Origin of the sequence: Mesorhizobium sp. WSM4935 (genome assembly GCF_029625735.1) — a bacterium.
Taxonomy (GTDB): Bacteria; Pseudomonadota; Alphaproteobacteria; order Rhizobiales; family Rhizobiaceae; genus Mesorhizobium.
This window is the reverse complement of record NZ_JARTVR010000008.1, coordinates 167,362-186,479: the sequence shown is the minus strand read 5'-3', so window position 1 is coordinate 186,479 and position 19,118 is coordinate 167,362. Positions and strand designations below refer to the sequence as shown.

Annotated in this window: 11 protein-coding genes; 7 read left to right on the top strand and 4 right to left on the bottom strand. The window is 64.5% G+C overall.

The genetic code is table 11. The features are described 5' to 3' along the window. The first annotated feature begins 12 nt into the window (after positions 1–12). From P9273_RS19730 to P9273_RS19710, 5 genes are all read left to right on the top strand, one after another. On the top strand, positions 13–288 hold the full coding sequence (locus tag P9273_RS19730; RefSeq protein ID WP_040998061.1) for a sarcosine oxidase subunit delta: 276 nt from the start codon (positions 13–15) through the stop codon (positions 286–288). Beyond that, complete coding sequence (locus P9273_RS19725) at positions 288–3,269, top strand: sarcosine oxidase subunit alpha (protein WP_278050398.1); 2,982 nt, start codon at positions 288–290, stop codon at positions 3,267–3,269. Before P9273_RS19730 ends, P9273_RS19725 begins: the two co-directional genes overlap by 1 nt. Beyond that, positions 3,262–3,888 carry a sarcosine oxidase subunit gamma gene (locus P9273_RS19720; protein WP_278050397.1) on the top strand — a complete coding sequence of 209 codons (627 nt, stop codon included), beginning with the start codon at positions 3,262–3,264 and terminating at the stop codon, positions 3,886–3,888. Before P9273_RS19725 ends, P9273_RS19720 begins: the two co-directional genes overlap by 8 nt. Before the next feature lie 257 nt (positions 3,889–4,145). Next, positions 4,146–6,515, top strand: a complete 2,370-nt coding sequence (locus P9273_RS19715) for a DUF1989 domain-containing protein (RefSeq protein ID WP_278050396.1) — start codon at positions 4,146–4,148, stop codon at positions 6,513–6,515. 238 nt (positions 6,516–6,753) lie between these two features. Further along, positions 6,754–8,463, top strand: a complete 1,710-nt coding sequence (locus tag P9273_RS19710) for an APC family permease (RefSeq protein ID WP_278050395.1) — start codon at positions 6,754–6,756, stop codon at positions 8,461–8,463. A 69-nt stretch (positions 8,464–8,532) separates the two neighbouring features. Here the strand turns inward: P9273_RS19710 and P9273_RS19705 are convergent, their stop codons facing one another. The 4 genes from P9273_RS19705 to P9273_RS19690 form a co-directional block, all read right to left on the bottom strand. Further along, positions 8,533–11,685, bottom strand: a complete 3,153-nt coding sequence (locus P9273_RS19705) for an efflux RND transporter permease subunit (protein WP_278050394.1) — start codon at positions 11,683–11,685, stop codon at positions 8,533–8,535. A 246-nt stretch (positions 11,686–11,931) separates the two neighbouring features. Further along, positions 11,932–13,092 carry an efflux RND transporter periplasmic adaptor subunit gene (locus P9273_RS19700; RefSeq protein ID WP_442920242.1) on the bottom strand — a complete coding sequence of 387 codons (1,161 nt, stop codon included), beginning with the start codon at positions 13,090–13,092 and terminating at the stop codon, positions 11,932–11,934. A gap of 53 nt (positions 13,093–13,145) precedes the next feature. Continuing rightward, on the bottom strand, positions 13,146–13,751 hold the full coding sequence (locus P9273_RS19695) for a TetR family transcriptional regulator (RefSeq protein WP_278050393.1): 606 nt from the start codon (positions 13,749–13,751) through the stop codon (positions 13,146–13,148). A gap of 360 nt (positions 13,752–14,111) precedes the next feature. Continuing rightward, entirely contained in the window at positions 14,112–15,752 is a 1,641-nt protein-coding gene (locus P9273_RS19690) for an acyl-CoA synthetase (protein WP_278050392.1), read from the bottom strand. A 193-nt stretch (positions 15,753–15,945) separates the two neighbouring features. Between P9273_RS19690 and P9273_RS19685 the strand changes: the two genes are divergently transcribed. Together P9273_RS19685 and P9273_RS19680 are read left to right on the top strand one after the other, a co-directional pair. Continuing rightward, positions 15,946–16,911 (top strand): sugar-binding transcriptional regulator, encoded by a 966-nt coding sequence (locus tag P9273_RS19685; RefSeq protein WP_278050391.1) that lies wholly within the window; start codon positions 15,946–15,948, stop codon positions 16,909–16,911. A 79-nt stretch (positions 16,912–16,990) separates the two neighbouring features. Continuing rightward, the gene (locus P9273_RS19680; RefSeq protein WP_278050390.1) at positions 16,991–19,045 is read left to right on the top strand and encodes a bifunctional aldolase/short-chain dehydrogenase; all 2,055 of its coding nucleotides are present in this window, start codon (positions 16,991–16,993) and stop codon (positions 19,043–19,045) included. Positions 19,046–19,118 lie beyond the last annotated feature (73 nt).

The following is a 19,118-nucleotide window of genomic DNA, read 5'->3' as shown; positions in this document are numbered from 1 at the left end:
CGCCGTAGCAAGATGCGTATTACCTGTCCCTTCTGCGGCGAACGCGAACTCGGCGAGTTCACCTATCTCGGCGACGCCAAGCCGCAACGCCCCGCGGCCGATGCCGGCGAAGATGCGGTCTACGATTACGTCTATCTGCGCGACAATATCGCCGGTGTGATGAGCGAGCACTGGTACCATGGCGGCGGCTGCCGGGCCTGGCTGAAGGTCACGCGCAACACGCTGACGCATGAGATCTCGGCTGTCGAGCCGGCGGCGGGTGCCGGCGCCGCCAAGGTTGGTGCGTGATGCGCGGCGATCAGGCAAACCGGCTGAACGATGGCGGTCTCATCGACCGCTCGGCACCGCTCAACTTCCGCTTCGACGGCAAGACACTCTTCGGTTTCAAGGGCGACACGCTTGCCTCCGCGCTGGTCGCGAACGGCGTCAAGCTCGTCGGCCGCTCGTTCAAATATCACCGTCCACGCGGTATCCTGACCGCCGGCTCGGAAGAGCCCAACGCGCTGGTCGAGCTGCGCAGCGGCGCCAGGCGCGAGCCGAACACCAAGGCGACGACGGCCGAGCTCTATGAGGGCCTCGAGGCCGCCAGCCAGAATCGCTGGCCATCGCTCAACTTCGACGTCATGTCGGTCAACCAACTGTTCGCGCCGATCTTCGTCGCCGGCTTCTATTACAAGACCTTCATGTGGCCGGCGAAGTTCTGGGAAGCGATCTACGAGCCGGCGATCCGCCGCGCCGCCGGCCTCGGTCGCGCCGCGGGCGTTTCCGATCCGGACCATTACGACAAGGCCTGGGCGCATTGCGACGTGGTGATCGCGGGTTCCGGGCCGGCCGGCCTGGCGGCTGCCCTTGCTGCGGGACGCAGCGGCGCGCGCGTCATCCTTTGCGAGGAGGATTTTGTCCTCGGCGGGCGCCTGCTCGCCGATGGCGGCACGATCGACGGATTGCCGGCCGCCGACTGGATCGCGCGCGCGGTTGCCGAACTTGAGGCCATGCCCGACGTGCGCATCATGAGGCGCACCACTTTGTTCGGCGTCTATGACGGCGGCACCTATGGCGCGATCGAGCGCGTCAACGACCACCTGCCCGTGCCGCCGAAGCATCAGGTGCGCCAGCGGCTGTGGCGGATCGTGGCCAAGCGCTGCGTCGTCGCGGCCGGCGCGATCGAACGGCCGATCGTCTTTGCCGGCAACGACACGCCAGGCGTGATGATGGCGTCGGCCATGCGCAGCTACATCAACCGCTACGCGGCCACGCCGGCGAGACGCATCGCTCTCTTTACCAACAATGAGGATGGCTGGCGTACGGCCGAAACGGCGATCGCGGCGGGTCTTCAAGTGGCCGCCGTGATCGATGCACGACCGGACGTTTCGCCGGCGCATCGCGCCCTGGCCGGCAGGGGCGGCTTCCCTGTGCTGCACGGCTCCGTCAGCGGCGTCGATGGCGGCAAGAATGGCGTGCGCAAGATTGCCGTCTCGCTGACCGGCGGGGCGCGCGCCGAGGTCGAGGCCGAGGGGCTCGCCGTCTCCGGCGGCTGGAACCCGGCGGTCGGCCTCACCTCCTACCATCGCGGCCGGCCGAAATGGCGCGACGACATCGCCGCCTTCGTGCCTGACGGCGCACCGCCCGGCATGGCGGCAGCGGGCGCCGCCAACGGCGCCTTCGGACTTGGCGCCTGCCTACGCGAAGGATTCGAGGCAGGAGCTGCCGCGGCGCGCGACGCCGGACACAGCGGCAATATCGGATCGATGTCGGTCGCGGATGACGAGGCTTTTTCGCTGACGCCGCTCTGGCATGTCGCCGGCAAAGGCAAGGCCTTCGTCGACCAGCAGCATGACGTCACCGCGTCCGACGTCGAGCTGGCACAGCGCGAGGGTTTCGAGTCGGTCGAGCACCTGAAGCGCTACACCACGCTCGGCATGGCGACCGACCAGGGCAAGACCTCGAATGTCGCCGGCCTCGCCATAATGGCGGCGGTCAGCGGCAAATCCATTCCCGAGACCGGCACGACGATCTACCGGCCGCCTTACGTGCCGGTCGCCATCGGCGCCTTCGCCGGGCATCACCGCGACGAGAATTTCCATGCGACGCGGCTGACGCCCTCGCATCACTGGGCGGCCGAACAGGGTGCCGTCTTCGTCGACACCGGCTTATGGAAACGCGCGCAGTGGTACCCCCGCGCCGGCGAGAAGGACTGGCTGGAGTCGGTGACCCGCGAGGTCAAGGCGGTGCGCAGCGGCGTCGGCTTCTGCGACGTCTCGACGCTCGGCAAGATTGACGTTCATGGCCCGGATGCCGGCGCCTTCCTCGATCGCGTCTATATCAACGCCTTCTCCAGCCTCGCCGTCGGCAAGGCGCGCTACGGGCTGATGCTGCGCGAGGATGGCATCGTCTATGATGACGGCACGACCTCCCGCCTCGCCGAGGACCATTACTTCCTCACCACCACGACGGCGAAGGCCGGGCTGGTGATGCAGCATCTGGAATTCTGCCGGCAGGTGCTGTTCCCCGAGCTCGACGTGCAGTTGACCTCGGTCTCCGACCAGTGGGCGCAGTTCTCGATCGCCGGGCCGAAAACCCGCGATCTCTTGAAAGAGATCGTCGATCCGGCCGAGGACCTGTCGAACGAAGGCTTTCCGTTCATGGGCGCGCGGGAAGTTGCGTTGCGCGGCGGCATCAAGGCGAGGCTGTTCCGCATCTCCTTCTCCGGCGAGATGGCGTTCGAGATTTCGGTACCGGCGCGCTATGGCGAAGCGATGGCGCGCAATCTGATGATTGCCGGCAAGCCGTTCGGCGTGACGCCCTACGGCACCGAGGCGCTCGGCGTGATGCGTATCGAAAAGGGCCATGTCGCCGGGCCGGAGCTCAACGGCACCACAACGGCCGCCGATCTGGGACTCGGCAAGATGATGTCGACCAAGAAGGATTTCATCGGCCGCGTCATGGCCGCGCGCGAGGCGCTGGTCGCGCCGAACCGGCAGGTGGTCGTCGGCATCAAGCCGACCGACAAGGCGCGCCGCCTGCGCTCCGGCGCGCACATCATTCCAAAGGGCGAGACACCGAGGCCGGAGAACGACCAGGGCTATGTCACCTCGGTCTGCTTCTCGCCGCTGCTCGACCAGTGGATCGGGCTCGGTTTTGTCGAGCGCGGCCGCGAGCGCATCGGTGAGATCGTGCGCGCGCACGATCCGCTGCGCGGCGAGAACTATGATGTCGAGCTCTGCAATTCCGTCTTCTACGATCCGGATGGAGGGCGTCAGCGTGGCTGATTTTTCCTGGGACGTCCGCAGCCCGCTCGACCGCGCGCTGGTCGCCGGCCCTTACGGCGCGCAGGGCGAAGCCGGCGTTTCGCTGACCGAGATCCGCGATTTCGATCTCGTCCAGGTGATGGCGCGGCGCGGCAAGGCCGGCGAGATGATAAAGGCCGCGCGAACGCACTTCGGCATCGCCGCGCCGGAAACACCCAAGGCGATCGGCACGACCGACGCGACGCTGATCTGGTCCGGGCCGGACCAGTTCCTTGTGCTGTCGAAAGGCGGCAGACACACGATGGATCGCCTTGCGCCTGTCTTTGCGGGATCGGCCTCGCTTTCCGACCAATCGCATGCGCGGGCGCTGATCAGCGTCTCCGGCGATAAGGCACGCGCGATGCTCGCCAAGCTGTCGTCGATCGACCTGCATCCTGATGTGTTCCCGGTCGGCACGGCTGCCGCCACATCGATGGATCACACCAGCGTCACGCTCTGGCGCGGCCAGGATCGGGCTGACGGGCAGGCGGTGTTCGATCTCCTGGTGTTCGCGACTTTCACCGAGAGCCTGTGGCACACCATTTTGGACTCGGCCGCGGAATATGGTGTCACGATCGGCCATTCCGAGGACTTGGCGTAGCGGTGCGCCCTCGCCTTCTCCCCTTGCGGAAGAAGGCGGATCGGCGCGCAAGCGCAGAGACGGATGAGGGGTGTTCCAGCGGAGTGAGACGCTGGCTTTCCCTGGAGCACCCCTCATCCGGCCGCTTCGCGGCCACCTACTCCCATAGGGGAGAAGGCGGAGCCGGTGCTTGCCAAATCCATCTCCGCTGCTATTCTTGGTGCTAAAATAATTTTACATACAGGCAAACTTGTTTCTCGCTCGGAGGAGGGTTTGAGATGAGCCAGTCGCCCTACCCTGCCGTCGCGTCCGGGCCGCCCCGGCCGAGCCTGATTCTCCGGCCCGGACAGGTCGCACTGCCGCCCGGCATGGAACGCTACACCGTGCAAGGCAACGGCGCGGTGCTGATCGATGTCGAGGCCGGCGACAGCGTCAGCGTGACCAATATCGAGGGCGGCCAGCCTTGCGAGCTGCTCGCCTGGGACAAGTCGGGCATCACCGATCCTGGCATTTTCGGCGAGCGGTCCAACAGCAATGCTGCCGGCATCAAGGCGCTGCTCACCGAGGGAGACGACAGCCTTTCGGCGCTGCGCCTCAGCCTCGAGCGCCGCAACGTGCAGCTCGAGCAGCCGAGGGCCGTGCGCGTGTTCGGCGGCGCCACGCCGGCCGGCACCGAGCAGAGCTTTTCGGTCCAGCGCGACGGCGCGCTGCTGATTGCGGCTCCCGGCGGACCGATGCTGGTCGACGGCCACAACACAGCGACGCCGCTCACCGTCCTGGTGCGCCGCGCCACGATCCGGCTGAAGAACAGGTCGCAACTTCCCGATCCGCTCGCCGATCCGGTGCTCGACCTTCGTGTGAAGTCGGCGACCGCCGAATCCTATTTCGTCAAGGCCGGCGACTATCTGCAGATCATCGATGTCGACGGCCGGCAATGCACCGACTTCCAGTGTTTTTCGGCGCGCAAGCTGGACAAGGGCCGCGACCTGCCGCTCGACGTGACGACGACCCGCACGCTGATGGGCTCGGCCTATCCGATGCCGGGGCTGCATTCGAAATATTACGACCAGGACATGGAGCCGCTGGTCGAGGTGGTGCAGGACACGTGCGGCCGGCACGACGCCTTCGCGCTCGCCTGTGCGGCCAAATATTACGACGACATCGGATATCCCGGTCACACCAACTGCTCGGAGAATTTCAACAAGGCGCTCTTCGACAAGGGCGTGACGCCGCGCGCGGGCTGGATGGCGATCAATTTCTTCTTCAACACGGCGATCGACGCGCATGGCGTGATGGTGTCGGACGAGCCGTGGTCGCGGCCGGGCGATTATGTGCTCTTGCGCGCGCTGACCGACATCGTCTGCGTGTCCTCGGCCTGCCCGGACGACACCACGCCCGCCAATGGCTGGGACCTGACCGACATCCATGTGCGCGCCTATTCCGGCCAGCACAAATTCTCGCGAGCGATCGCCAGACGCATGAAGCCCGATTCGGAACCGAAAATGACCCGCGAGACAGCCTTTCATTCGAGCTTTGCCAAGCACACGCGCGACTTCGTCGAATACAGGGGCTATTGGCTGGCCAACTCCTTCGCCAAGGAAGGCCCCATCGCCGAATACTGGGCCTGCCGGCAGGATGCCGTGATCATGGACCTGTCGCCGCTGCGCAAGTTCGAGGTCACCGGACCGGATGCGGAAGCGCTGCTGCAATACACGCTGACCCGCGACGTCAAGAAGCTCGGCGTCGGTCAGGTCGTCTATACGGCGATGTGCTACGAGCATGGCGGCATGATCGATGACGGCACGTTGCTCAGGCTCGGCAAGGACAATTTCCGCTGGGTCGGCGGCGACGATTTTTCCGGCGAATGGCTGCGCGAGACCGCCAAAAAGCTTGGCCTCAACGCCTTGGTTCGCTCCTCCACCGATCAGATGCACAACATCGCCGTGCAGGGGCCGAAGAGCCGCGACATATTGAAGGAGGTCGTCTGGACCTCGCCGGTGCAGCCTTCGATCGGCGAGCTCGAATGGTTCCGCTTCGCCGTCGCGCGCATCGGCGGCGGCAACGGCGTTCCGGTCGTGGTCTCGCGCACCGGCTACACCGGCGAGCTCGGCTACGAGATCTGGTGCCATCCGCGCGACGCCGAAAAAGTGTTCGACGCCGTCTGGGAAGTCGGCCAGCCGCATGGGCTGAAGCCGATGGGCCTGCAGGCGCTCGACATGGTGCGCATCGAGGCCGGGCTGATCTTCGCCGGATATGAATTCTCCGACCAGACCGATCCATTCGAGGCCGGCATCGGCTTCACCGTGCCGCTCAAGACCAAGGCCGACGACTTCATCGGCCGCGACGCGCTGATCCGGCGCAAGGAGCATCCCCAGCACAAGCTCGTCGGCCTCGACATCGACGCCAACATCCCGGTCGGCCATGGTGACTGCGTCCATGTCGGCCGCGCCCAGATCGGCGTCGTCACCTCCGGCATGCGCTCACCGGTGCTCGGCAAGACCATCGCGCTGGCACGGCTCGACGTCACCCATGCCGAGATCGGCACGGAGGTCGAGATCGGCAAGCTCGACGGCCACGCCAAGCGGTTGCCGGCGCGAGTCGTGGCCTTCGCCCACTACGACCCGCAGAAGACCAGGCCACGTTCCTGATAGCAGCAACCCTTGCCTTCTCCCCCTTGTGGGAGAAGGGAAGAGTATGTTTCGCAAGCGTGATGTGCATGACACTCACAAAACGCTTGACGCGAAAGCGCGCCGGATCAATCTTCACTCTTAAGAAAAAAATACGACTGAGTGGAAACACGACAGTCGAACCATAGTGGCCGGGGAGCAAGCTTCGCAAAGCCGAAGCGTCGCCGGCGGGGAACAGAAAAAGGGGAAGACACAAGATATGAGCACGATAAGCACGGCCCTGGAGCAGCCTGCCGAAAGCAAGCTGCTCAGGCATATCGACTGGCGCGGCGCCTTCTGGGTGGCAAGCGGCGTTCCGGCATTGGTCCTGTTCTCGATCGGCGGCATTGCCGGCACGACCGGAAAGCTCGCCTTCCTGATCTGGACGGTGTCCATGATCATGGGCTTTCTGCAGTCCTTCACCTATGCGGAAATCGCCGGACTGTTCCCGAACAAGTCGGGCGGCGCCTCGATCTATGGCGCGACGGCCTGGTTGCGTTACTCGAAATTCATCGCGCCGCTATCGGTGTGGTGCAACTGGTTCGCCTGGACGCCGGTCCTATCGCTCGGCTGCTCCATCGCGGCTGCCTATATCCTCAACGCGCTAGCGCCGGTGCCAATCTTTACCGAGGCTTCGCCGGAAGTGGCCGCCTATATCGCCGCGCATGCCGGGACGGCGCCCGCCGACGCCATCGCCGCGGTCACTGCCGCCGCGACGCCGGCGATCCGCACATGGTCGCTGTGGGGCCACACGCTTGGTCCGGTATCCTTCACCTTCAACGCCACCTTCTTCATCGGCGCCGTGCTGATGCTAATCATCTTTTCGATCCAGCATCGCGGCATCCTGGGCACGGCCAATGTGCAGAAATATATCGGCCTGCTGGTCATCATCCCAATGCTGATCGTCGGCATCGTGCCGATCTTCACCGGCCAGATCGACTGGGCGAATTTCTCACCGCTGGTGCCGCTGGCCACAGCCTATGCGCCCGACCCCGGCTCGTGGAACATTGCCGGCTGGACGCTGGCGCTCGGAGGCATGTTCATCGCCGCATGGTCGACCTACGGCTTCGAGACCGCGGTCTGCTACACGTCGGAATTCAAGAACCCCGGCACGGACACCTTCAAGGCGATCTTCTACTCCGGCCTGCTCTGCATGCTCCTGTTCATCCTGGTGCCCTTCACCTTCCAGGGCGTGCTGGGCTTGAACGGCATGCTGGCGACGCCGATTGTCGACGGCTCGGGCGTCGCCGACGCGCTGGCCGGCATGGTCGGCGGCGGCAGACTGATCCACAGTCTGCTGGTCATGCTGATGATCCTGGCGCTGGTGCTCTGCATCATGACGGCGATGGCCGGCTCCTCGCGTACGCTCTACCAGGGTTCCGTCGACGGCTGGCTGCCGCGCTACCTCAGCCATGTCAACGAGCATGGCGCGCCGACGCGGGCCATGTGGACCGACCTTTGCTTCAACCTGATCGTGCTGGCGATCGCTTCGGCCGACGCGACGAGCTTCTTCTTCATCCTCGCCGTGTCGAACTGCGGCTACATCATCTTCAACTTCCTCAACCTCAACGCGGGCTGGATCCATCGCATCGACAACGGCCACATCAAGCGGCCGTGGAAGGCGCCGACTTGGCTGCTCGGCATCGGCGCGATCTTCGCCTATGTCAACGCGGTCTTCATGGGCGCCGGCGCCAAGGTGTGGAACCCGATGGCGCTGTGGGCCGGCCTGATCACGGCCGCCTTGATCATCCCGGTATTCTGCTTCCGTCACTACATCCAGGATGGCGGCAAATTCCCCGAGCACATGCTGGCCGACCTCGGCATGGCGGGAGCCGATCTCTCGGTCAAGAAAGCGGGCATGCTGCCCTATCTGACGCTTGTTGCCGGCATTATCGTCGTGCTCGTCGCCAACTGGATCTTCGTGATCTGACGAACTGACTGCCGCAGCCCCCGCGGCAAAGGAAACCGGCCGGTCCGCTTTGGACCGGCCGGTTTTTGTTTATTCCGCGGCCAGGGCCAGCTGCGGTCGTTCGATGCCTTCGACCTTCTCCGGCTCGGGCGCCTGCTCGTCGGCCTTGGCCTTCGTCGGCGCGCGGCCGAAGAACAGGGCGTAGCCGGCCGGCAGCACCAGAATGGTGAGCACGGTGGCGACGAGGATGCCGCCCATCATGGCGTAGGCGAGCGGACCCCAGAAGACGGCGCGCGAGATCGGGATCAGCGCGAGCACCGCGGTGAGCGCCGTCAGCATGATCGGCCGGAAGCGGCGCACGGCAGCACCCACGATGGCCTCCTTTCGATCCATGCCTGCCGCGATATCCTGGTCGATCTGGTCGACCAGGATGATCGAGTTGCGCATGATGATGCCAAGCAGCGCGATGACGCCGAGGATAGCAACGAAGCCGAACGGTGCGCCGCTGATCAGAAGCGCCGCGGCGGCACCGATGATGCCCAGCGGACCGGTGGCCAGCACCAGCATCGCCTTGCCGAAATGCTGCAGCTGCACCATGAGCAAGATGACGATGATGGCGAGCATTATCGGCGCCTTGGCGGCGATCGAGGCCTGGCTTTCGGCCGAATCCTCGGCGCCGCCCTGGATATCGATCTTGTATCCAGGCGCCAGGCCGGCACGCAGGTCCTTCATGTCGTTGTACATCTTGGTGACGACGTCGTTCGACTGCACGCCGTCCGGCAGCGTGGCGCGCACACTGATGGTCGGCAGGCGGTCGCGCCGCCATTCGATGCCCTGCTCCATCACGGGCACGACCTTGGCCACCTGCGACAGCGGCACCGAGCCGCCGAAATCGGTCGGGATGTAGACCGAGTCGACCGAGGACAGCAGGTGACGGGTCGCGTCGGGCTCGCGGGCAACGATCGAAACCGTCTCCTCGCCGTCGCGGAAGTCGTCGAGCGGCGCGCCGGACATGGTCGCCTGCAGCATCTGACGGATGCGTTGCGAGGTGACGCCGAGCGCCCGGGCGCGATCCTGGTCGATCACCAGCTTCATCGCCGGCACCGGTTCCAGCCAGTCGTCATGGACGGCGCCGAGCAGCGGATTGGCCTGAAACCTCGCCTTCACCTCGTCGGCGATGCGGCGCACCTCGTTGCGGTCCGGACCCATGACGCGCATCTGCACCGGCCAGCCAGTCGGCGGACCGAGGAAGAGGCGGTCGACCTTGGCGCGGACCGAGGGGAAGTCCTTGGCGAGGATGCTTCGCATCTTTACGATCAGCCGCTCGCGCGCCGGCTCGTCCTTGGCCATCACCAGGAGCTGGGCGAAGTTGGGATTCCTGAGCTGCTGGTCGAGCGGCAGGAAGAAGCGCGGCGCGCCCTCGCCGATATAGGTGGCGATGAAGCGCTTGTCGGGATCGTCCATCATCCTGGCTTCCAGCGCCTTGGCCTGGCTCTCGACCTCCTTGATCGAGGTGCCTTCCGGCAGCCACAGATCGACCAGGATTTCCGGACGCGAGGATTGCGGGAAGAAGTTCTGCGGGATGAACTGGAACGCCCACAGGCTGGTGGCGAAGGTGACCAGCGTCATCGCCAAAACAATGATGCGGTGGCGCACGGCCCAGGTGACGGTGGCGCGCAGGCGGCGATAGAAGCCGGTGTCGAAGACATCGTGATGGGTGCCGGCATGCTTGCGCTGCTTCAAGATCATGTAGCCCAGCCACGGCGTGAAATAGACCGCGACGAACCATGACACGACGAGCGCGATGCCGACGACATAGAACAGCGTGCGCACATATTCGCCCGCTGTCGAGGCGGCGAAGCCGACCGGGATGAAGCCCGCCGTGGTGATCAGCGTGCCGGTGAGCATCGGGAAGGCGGTCGAGGTATAGGCAAAGCTCGCCGCCTCGATCTTGACCAGCCCCTCCTCGAGCTTTCGCTCCATCATCTCGACGACGATCATGGCGTCGTCGACCAGCAGGCCGAGCGCGATGATCAGGGCGCCGAGCGAGATGCGCTGCAGGTCGATGCCGATCTCGTACATGATGGCGAAGGTGGCGGCGAGCACCAGCGGGATGGCGATGGCAATCACCAGGCCGGAGCGCCAGCCGATCGACAGGAAGGAGACGACGAGCACGATGAGCAGCGCTTCGCCGAGCGCCTCCATGAATTCGTTGACGGCATCCTTCACGACTTCGGGCTGGTCGGAGATCTGGTCGACAGAAACGCCGTAGGGCAACCCCTCCTCGAAGCGCTGGTAGGTCGCCTCGACATCCTTGCCGACATCCCTGACATTGAAGCCCTTGGCCATGACGACACCGACTTGTACGCTCTCGTGGCCATTGAAGCGATATTTGCGCTCGTAAGGATCCTCGAGGCCTGAAGAGACGGTGGCGATATCGCCGAGACGCGTCACCTGGTTGCCGGAGCGCAGCCTCAGCTCGCGGATGTCGGCGGCCTTGGTGACGTCGCCCTCGACCGAGATGCGCACCGAGCGCAGGCCGGTGTCGACGGAGCCTGCCGGATCGACGGCGTTCTGCCCCTTCACGGCGTTCTGCAGGTCGAGGACGGTCAGGCCACGCTCGGCCAGCGCCTTGGACGAGACGTCGATATAGATCTTCTCCGGCTGGTCGCCGATGATGACGGCCTTTTCGACGCCCGGCGTCGTCAACAGCATGTCGCGCGCCTGGATGGCGAATTTCTTCAGCTCCGGATAGGTGAAGCCGTCGCCGCTGATCGAGTGCAGCGTGATGAACGTGTCGCCGAATTCGTCGTTGAAATACGGCCCGAGCAGGCCTTGCGGCAATTCGTTGGCGATGTCGCCGACCTTCTTGCGCACCTGGTAGAAGGCGTCCTTCACCTCCTCGGCATTGGTGTCGCCCTTGACCTGAAGCGTGATGATGGCGCTGCCGGCACGGGTATAGGAGCGCACGAAGTCGAGATGCGGCGTCTCCTGCAGCTTGCGCTCGATCTTGTTGACGACCTGGTCCTCCATGTCCTGGATCGAGGCGCCCGGCCAGATTGCCTGCACCACCATGACGCGGAAGGTGAAATCCGGGTCTTCCTTCTGGCCCATGCGCATCAGCCCGAGCGCGCCGGCCAGGATGATCAGCCCGAACAGGAAGCGCGCGATGCTCGGATGTCCGATCGCCCAGCGCGAGAGGTTGAAGGGCTGCTTTTCAGTGCTGCTGTCGGTCGTGGTCATGGCACAAGTCCAGTCCAATTGGCCGGCAATGCACGCCTGGCATTGCCCGTGAATTCTCGGTCGGGTTTCCGGGCGGCGAGACCCTCAAGCGGAGAGAGACTCGCAAATCGCGCACGACGCGGCACTGCTGCGGGGGAAGCCAACATGCCGGCATCTCACGATCGGGCATCCGCCGCCCGGAACCCATGCCTCCCCCGGCTCGCGGCTCAACGCAGCGAGAGCGGGAAAGGCGTCTGTTGCGCCTGGTTAGTGCAGGCTGCCGGTGGTCGCCACGTCAGCCTCCGCCGAGGCGGATTGCTGGGCGTCGCCGGAAAGCTTGACCTTCAAATTGTCGGTCATGAACTGGGTGCCGGCCGCGACCACGACATCGCCCTGTTTCAGCCCGTCGGCCACGGCGACGCCGTCGGCGGTGAAGTTGGCGACCTTGATCGGACGCGGATGCACGGTGTCGGAAGCGCGATCGACCGTCCAGACGATCTGCTTGCCGTCCTTCTCGGTCATCGCTGTCAGCGGGATCGACACGAGCTCAGCCTTGCTGCCGACGGTCGCCTGGACATTGGCAGTCATGCCGAGCAGCACGCGCGGATCGTTGGGCAGCGAGACCCGGACCGCGAAGGTGCGCGACTGCGGATCGGCGCTGCCGGCGACCTCGCGGACCTTGCCGTCGAGGGTGAGCCCTTCATCCGACCAGAAGCTCGCCTTGACCTCCTTGCCCGGACGGAAGCCGGCGATGTCCATTTCCGGCACCGCGATCGACACTTCCTTCTCGCCGTCGACAGCGACGGTCATGACCGGCGTGCCGGCGGCGACCACCTGGCCGACATCGGCGGAGATGGCGGTGACGATGCCGTTCTTGCTGGCCTTCAGATCGGCATACTGAACCTGGTTCTGCGCCTGGGCCAGCGTCGAGCGGGCGGCATCGCGGGTCGCCACCGCCTGGTCGTAGGTCAGCCGCGCTTGGTCGAGCTGCGACTTCGGCGCGAAATTCTTGGCATAGAGCTGTTCGGCGCGCTTCCTGGCGAGATCGACGGTCTCGACCTGGCGCTCGGCAGCGTCGAGATTGGCCGCAGCGCTCTTCACCGACAATTCGTAATCGGCAGGATCGATGCGGGCGAGCACGTCGCCCTCATTCACATGCTGGCCGATATCGACCAGACGCTCGGTGACCTTGCCGGCGATACGGAAGCCGAGATTCATCTCGGTGCGGGCGCGCACTGAACCGGAATATTCGAGCTGACGGGTGGTCTGCGCCTCGCCGATCTCAACCACCTTGACCGGGCGGATGACTTCCTGGACGACCTCGGCCTTCTCCTGGCTGCAACCGGCAAGGCCGAGCACTGCTGCGATGACGGCGGTTGGGAGGCCGGCGGCCGGCAGCCTGTGGAGGATGGAACTGGACAAAGACACCTTAGCACTCCCGAACTGGAGATGATTTGTCGACCGCACCCGGCAGACAGCTTCTATTTCAAGGCTCTGATCGCGTAGTCGATAAGTTCGTCAGGCATCGCCCGATTGGTCTTGGCAAGGCACTGAGCCACCATCTGCGGATGGCACAGAATGACGGTCGCGGCGCCGAAGCAGCGCGAGGCCGTCTCCGGATCCTGCTCCCTGAACTCGCCGGCCGCGATGCCCTCGCGGATCACCTCGGCATAGAGGTCGTGGATACTGTTGACATGCTTGTCGATGACGGACCAGTCGCGCTCCAGCGCGACGATGACCATCTCATGGACCTTCTGCTCGTCGAGCATGGTCTCCAGCGTCATCTTGTACTGGGCATGGATGTAGCGGCGCAGCCGCTCCTCGGCGCTCACCGGCAGGTGCATGATTTCGTAGGCCATCTTGTAGCTGGCGCCGAGCATGCGGCCGCATACGGCCTGGTGGATTTCCACTTTGGAGGCAAAGAAGCGGTAGATGTTGGCCGGCGACATGCCGAGCTCGCGGGCGATGTCGGCGACATTGGTCTTGCCGTAGCCGTAATGGCGAAACAGCCGCTCGGCGCAGTCGAGAATGCGGGTCACATTCTCCTGTCTGGCGGGGTCTGCCACGATGTTGGCGGCTTCGGACATGGCGCTTTTCGTTTGATGAGTGACGAATTTCAATTTTCGTCAGTCGTAAAACGAAAGCAGCGAGGAGTCAACACGCAATCGACGTACACGTATAATTTGGTGACAGATGGTGACAGTTGCGAGGGGCGCGGAGATGACGAGAGCGAGAACATTCTCAAGCGCCGCGATCCTTCGCACCCCTCTGTCCTGCCGGACATCTCTCCCGCAAGGGGGGAGATTGGCAGCTTCAGCGACGGCGCTTCACCTTGTGACGTTTGTGATTGGGGAAGGCGGTGACGAGATTAATCTCCCCCCTTGCGGGAGAGATGGCCGGCAGGCCAGAGGGGGGTGGGCCGGAACTCGGTCTCGCCCGTTTAAGGCTCAGAGGCCCTTCGCCATTTCCCTCAGCCGGAACTTCTGGATCTTCCCCGTCGATGTCTTCGGGATTTCCTCAAACACCACCGCCTTCGGCACCTTGAAGCGGGCCAGCAGCGAACGACAGTGCTCGATGATCTCGGCTTCGGTCGCGGTCTTGCCGGGTTTCAGTTCGACATAGGCGACCGGCACCTCGCCCCATTTCTCATCCGCGCGCGCGACGACGCCGCAGGAGGCGACGGAAGGATGCTTGTAGAGCGCATCCTCGACCTCGATGGAGGAGATGTTCTCGCCGCCCGAGATGATGATGTCCTTGGAGCGGTCCTTGAGCTGGATGTAGCCGTCCGGGTGCATGACGCCGAGATCGCCGGAATGGAACCAGCCGCCGGCGAAGGCCTCGTCGGTGGCCTTCCGGTTCTTGAGGTACCCCTTCATGACGATGTTGCCGCGGAACATGACCTCACCGATGGTCTCGCCGTCGGCCGGCGTTTCGACCATGGTCTCCGGGTTCATCACCGTCAGCCCTTCGAGCGAAGCATAGCGCACGCCCTGGCGCGCCTTCTTCGCCGTCCTCGGGCCCTTCTCGAGCTCGTCCCACTCATTGTGCCATTCGTTGACGACCGCTGGACCGTAGGTCTCGGTCAGGCCATAGAGATGGGTGACGGCGAAGCCGGCGTCGGCCATGCCTGAAAGCACGGCCTCGGGCGGAGGTGCTGCGGCGGTGTTGAAGGTGACGGTCTGCGCGAATTGGCGCTTGTCCTCGTCCTTGGCGTTGATCAAAATCGACATGACGATCGGCGCGCCGCAGAGATGGGTGACGCCATGGTCGGCGATCGCGTCATAGATCGGCTTTGCCCGCACCCAGCGCAGGCAGACATGGGTGCCGGCCTGCACGGCGAGCGTCCAGGGAAAGCACCAGCCGTTGCAGTGGAACATCGGCAGCGTCCAGAGATAGACCGCATGCTTGGCCATGCCGGCATGAATGGTGTTGGTATAGGCCATCAGCGCGGCGCCGCGGTGGTGATAGACGACACCTTTCGGATTGCCCGTCGTGCCCGAAGTGTAGTTCAGCGAGATGGCGTCCCATTCGTCATCGGGCATCGACCATGCGAAATCCTCGTCACCGCTGGCGGCGAACTCTTCATAATCGAGCGTGCCGATACGATCGCCCTTCGGATAGGGAGCATCGGCAGCATAGTCCGGATCGTCATAGTCGATGACCAATGGCTTCACCTTGGCCAAGACCAGCGCTTGCCTGACGACGCCCGAGAATTCGCGGTCGACGATCAGCACCTTGCTGTCGGCATGGTCGAGTTGGAAGGCAATGACTGCGGCGTCGAGGCGGGTGTTCAGCGAATGCAGCACCGCCTTCACCATCGGCACGCCGAAATGCGCTTCCAGCATCGGCGGCGTGTTGGAAAGCATCACCGTCACCGTGTCGTCCTTGCCGATGCCGCGCTTGGCAAGCGCCGAAGCTAGCTTCAGCGAGCGGCGCCAGAACTCGCGATAGGTGATGCGCTGGCTGCCATGGATAATGGCGACATGATCGGGATAGGTCTTGGCCGCGCGCTCGAGATAAGTGAGCGGCGTCAGCGGCTGGTGGTTGGCGGCGTTCCGGTCGAGATCCTGTTCGTAGGGATTGGCCATCCCGTTCTCCCCGATGTTCTTTTCGAGCTTTCTAGCCTCAGGCCCGCCGTCACGCTATCCCCCTTCCGTGGCTGAAAATGCTACGCTGCGCCGGCTTGGTAGAATGGCGATCCGGATTGAGCCGCGATCGGGCTCTCGCATGCAAATTTGACTTTTGTCGAGAGCCGTGACTAATGTCAGCCGAGGAGGCGGCATGGCGATCAGACCGGCAGAACAGCTCATCCATAAGGCCGCCTGGCTTTACTATGCACACGGCCTTCGTCAGGACGAAGTGGCGAGCCAGCTCAACATTTCACGCGCCTCGGTCGCCATGTATCTGCGCAAGGCGCGCGAGACCGGCATCGTCAACATCTCGACCTCGACGCAGCTCTTCACCGACGACGTCATGGCGCGCAAGGTTGAAGACGCCTTCGGCCTGGACGCCGTCTGGATCGCGCCGGAAAATGCGTATCTCGCAGACCCCTCGACCGATATCGCCGTGCTGGCAGCAAGCGTCTTTCTCGAGCTGGTGAAGAAGGGCGACCGCATCGGCGTCGCCTGGGGCCGCACCGTCTACACCATCGCCGACATCATGTCCTTCGCCGACCTGCAGGACGTGACCGTGGTGCAGCTCTGCGGCAATCTCGGCGCGCCTTATTCCTATCGGCCCGACCAGTGCACGATGGAGATCGCGCGGCGGCTCAACGCCAAGGGCCTGAACTTCTACGCGCCGCTGGTGCTGTCGACGGAAGAGCTGGCGAAGAGCCTGCGCGCCGAGCCGGTGATCCGCGATCAGCTGGCCGGCATCGCCGACTGCGAGCTGGCGCTCTACTCTGTCGGCGCCGTCGACGCCGACAGCCATCTGGTGAAGTGCGGCGCGCTGTCGCCGGCCGAAATGGAAACGCTGCGTAGCCAGGGTGCCGCCGGCGTCATCGCCGGGCAGATCATCGACGCCAGGGGCGAAGTGCTCGACTGCAGCTACAACCGGCGCGTCATCTCCGCCGAGCTTGCCTCGCTGCGCGCGATCGAGAAGCGGCTGATGGTGGTGCAGGAGGATACGAAGTTCGAGCCGCTGCTTTCGGCCATCGCCGGCGGGCTCTGCACGCATCTGGTGATTGGCGCGCATATGGCCGAACGCCTGCTGCAGCACGCCGCCACGGCAACCAGGAAGGCCTCGTAGAAACCTCTCGCCGCTTCTGTCATACGGACGTCGCGGCTTTCTGTTCATGAGCAAAAAGACGAGTATCGGACGGAACGACATGAAGAACCTTTGGAACGACGCCGACGCGGAAAAGATGGTTGCCGACTATGCCAAGAAAGGCGTCGGCCGCGACCTTGCGCTGCGCGTCTACACGACCCGCCTGCTCGGCGGCGAGCCGCGCCTGGTGCTGCATGGCGGCGGCAATACCTCCTGCAAGACCAAGGCCACCGATCTCGTCGGCGACGAATGGGATGTGCTCTGCGTCAAGGGCAGCGGCTGGGACATGGCGGTCATCGAACCGCAAGGCCTGCCGGCGGTGAAGATGCGCGCGTTGCTCAAGGCGCGCGGACTGGACAAGCTCTCGGACGAGGACATGGTGGCGCTGCAGCGTTCCAACCTCATCGATCCCGCCTCCCCCAACCCCTCGGTCGAAACGCTGCTGCACGCTTTCCTGCCGCACAAGTTTGTCGACCACACGCATTCGACGGCAATCCTCGCCATCGTCGACCAGGAAGACAGCAAGCCACTGGTCAAGGCCGTGTTCGGTGACAAAATGGGCTACGTGCCTTACATCAAGCCGGGTTTCGACCTCGCCAAGGTCGCGGCGGAAGTGTTCGACGCCGACCCGAGCGTCGAGGGCCTGATCCTCGACAAGCACGGCATCTTCACCTTCGGCGACGATGCCAAGCAGGCTTATGATCGCATGATCCATTATGTGACTGTGGCCGAGGATTATGTCGCCAAGAACGGCAAGCCGCAGGCGGCCAAGGCGGCGCTGCCGGCAAAGCTTGCCACGCCGAGCGACATCGCGCCTGCGCTGCGCGGCGCGGTTGCCGTGGCGCGCGGCGAAGGCCGCTTCGACCGGATGATCAGCGACTTCCGCACGTCGGATGCGATCCTCGATTTCATTAATTCGGCGAACATCGCCGAGTTGGCCGGGCGCGGCGTGTCGACGCCGGACCTGTCGATCCGCATCAAGACCGGACCGATGGCGGTGCCGGCGCCCGACGCGGACAAGCTCGGCGACTATAAGGCCGTCATCAAGAGTCATGTCGAGACTTTTGCCAACGACTACCGCGCCTATTTCGAGACCAATGATGCGCTGGACGATGTCAAGCGGACCATGCTCGACCCGATGCCGCGCCTGACGCTGGTGCCGGGGCTCGGCATGTTCGGCCATGGCCGCACGCTGAAGGATGCGAAGATCGCGTCGGATGTCGGCGAAATGTGGATCGAGGCGGTGCGCGGCGCGGAAGCGATTGGCAATTTCCATCCGCTCTCCAAGGCCGATCTCTTCCCGCTCGAATACTGGTCGCTGGAGCAGGCCAAGCTCGCTTCCAACAAGCCGAAGCCGCTGACCGGCCAGGTGGTGTTGATCACCGGTGGCGCCGGAGCCATCGGCGCCGCGACGGCAAAACTGTTCGCGGCCAATGGCGCGCATGCCGTCGTCGTCGATCTCGACGCGGGCAAGGCTGCGGAAGCGGCGAAGGCGGCCGGCAACAACTCGGTCAGCGTCGGCGCCGACATCACCAATCCTGCCGAGATGCGCGCCGCCTTCGACAAGGCGGTCGCCGTCTATGGCGGCGTCGACATCCTGGTCTCGAATGCCGGCGCTGCCTGGGAAGGCCGGATCGGCGAGCTCGACGACGCCACCTTGCGCAAGAGCTTCGAGCTCAACTTCTTCGCCCATCAGTCGGCGGCGCAGAATGCGGTTCGCATCATGTTGGAACAGGGCACGGGCGGCGTGCTGCTCTTCAACACCTCGAAGCAGGCGATCAATCCCGGGCCGAAATTCGGCGCCTACGGTCTGCCCAAGGCGGCGACCTTGTTCCTGTCGCGCCAGTATGCGCTTGATTACGGCGCCTACGGCATCCGCTCCAATGCGGTGAATGCCGACCGCATCCGCTCCGGTCTCCTGACCGACGCGATGATCGCCAGCCGGTCGGGCGCGCGCGGCGTGTCGGAGAAGGAATACATGTCCGGCAATCTGCTTGGACAGGAAGTAACGGCCGACGACGTGGCGCAGGCCTTCCTGCACCAGGCGCTTGCTGAACGCACCACGGCCGATGTGACGACGGTCGACGGCGGCAATATCGCGGCGGCGCTGCGCTGACCAGGCAGACGTATCCACCACTCCCGGAGCGGTTCATCGTTCTTCGGAAACGACGAACCGCTCAGTCTCCCTG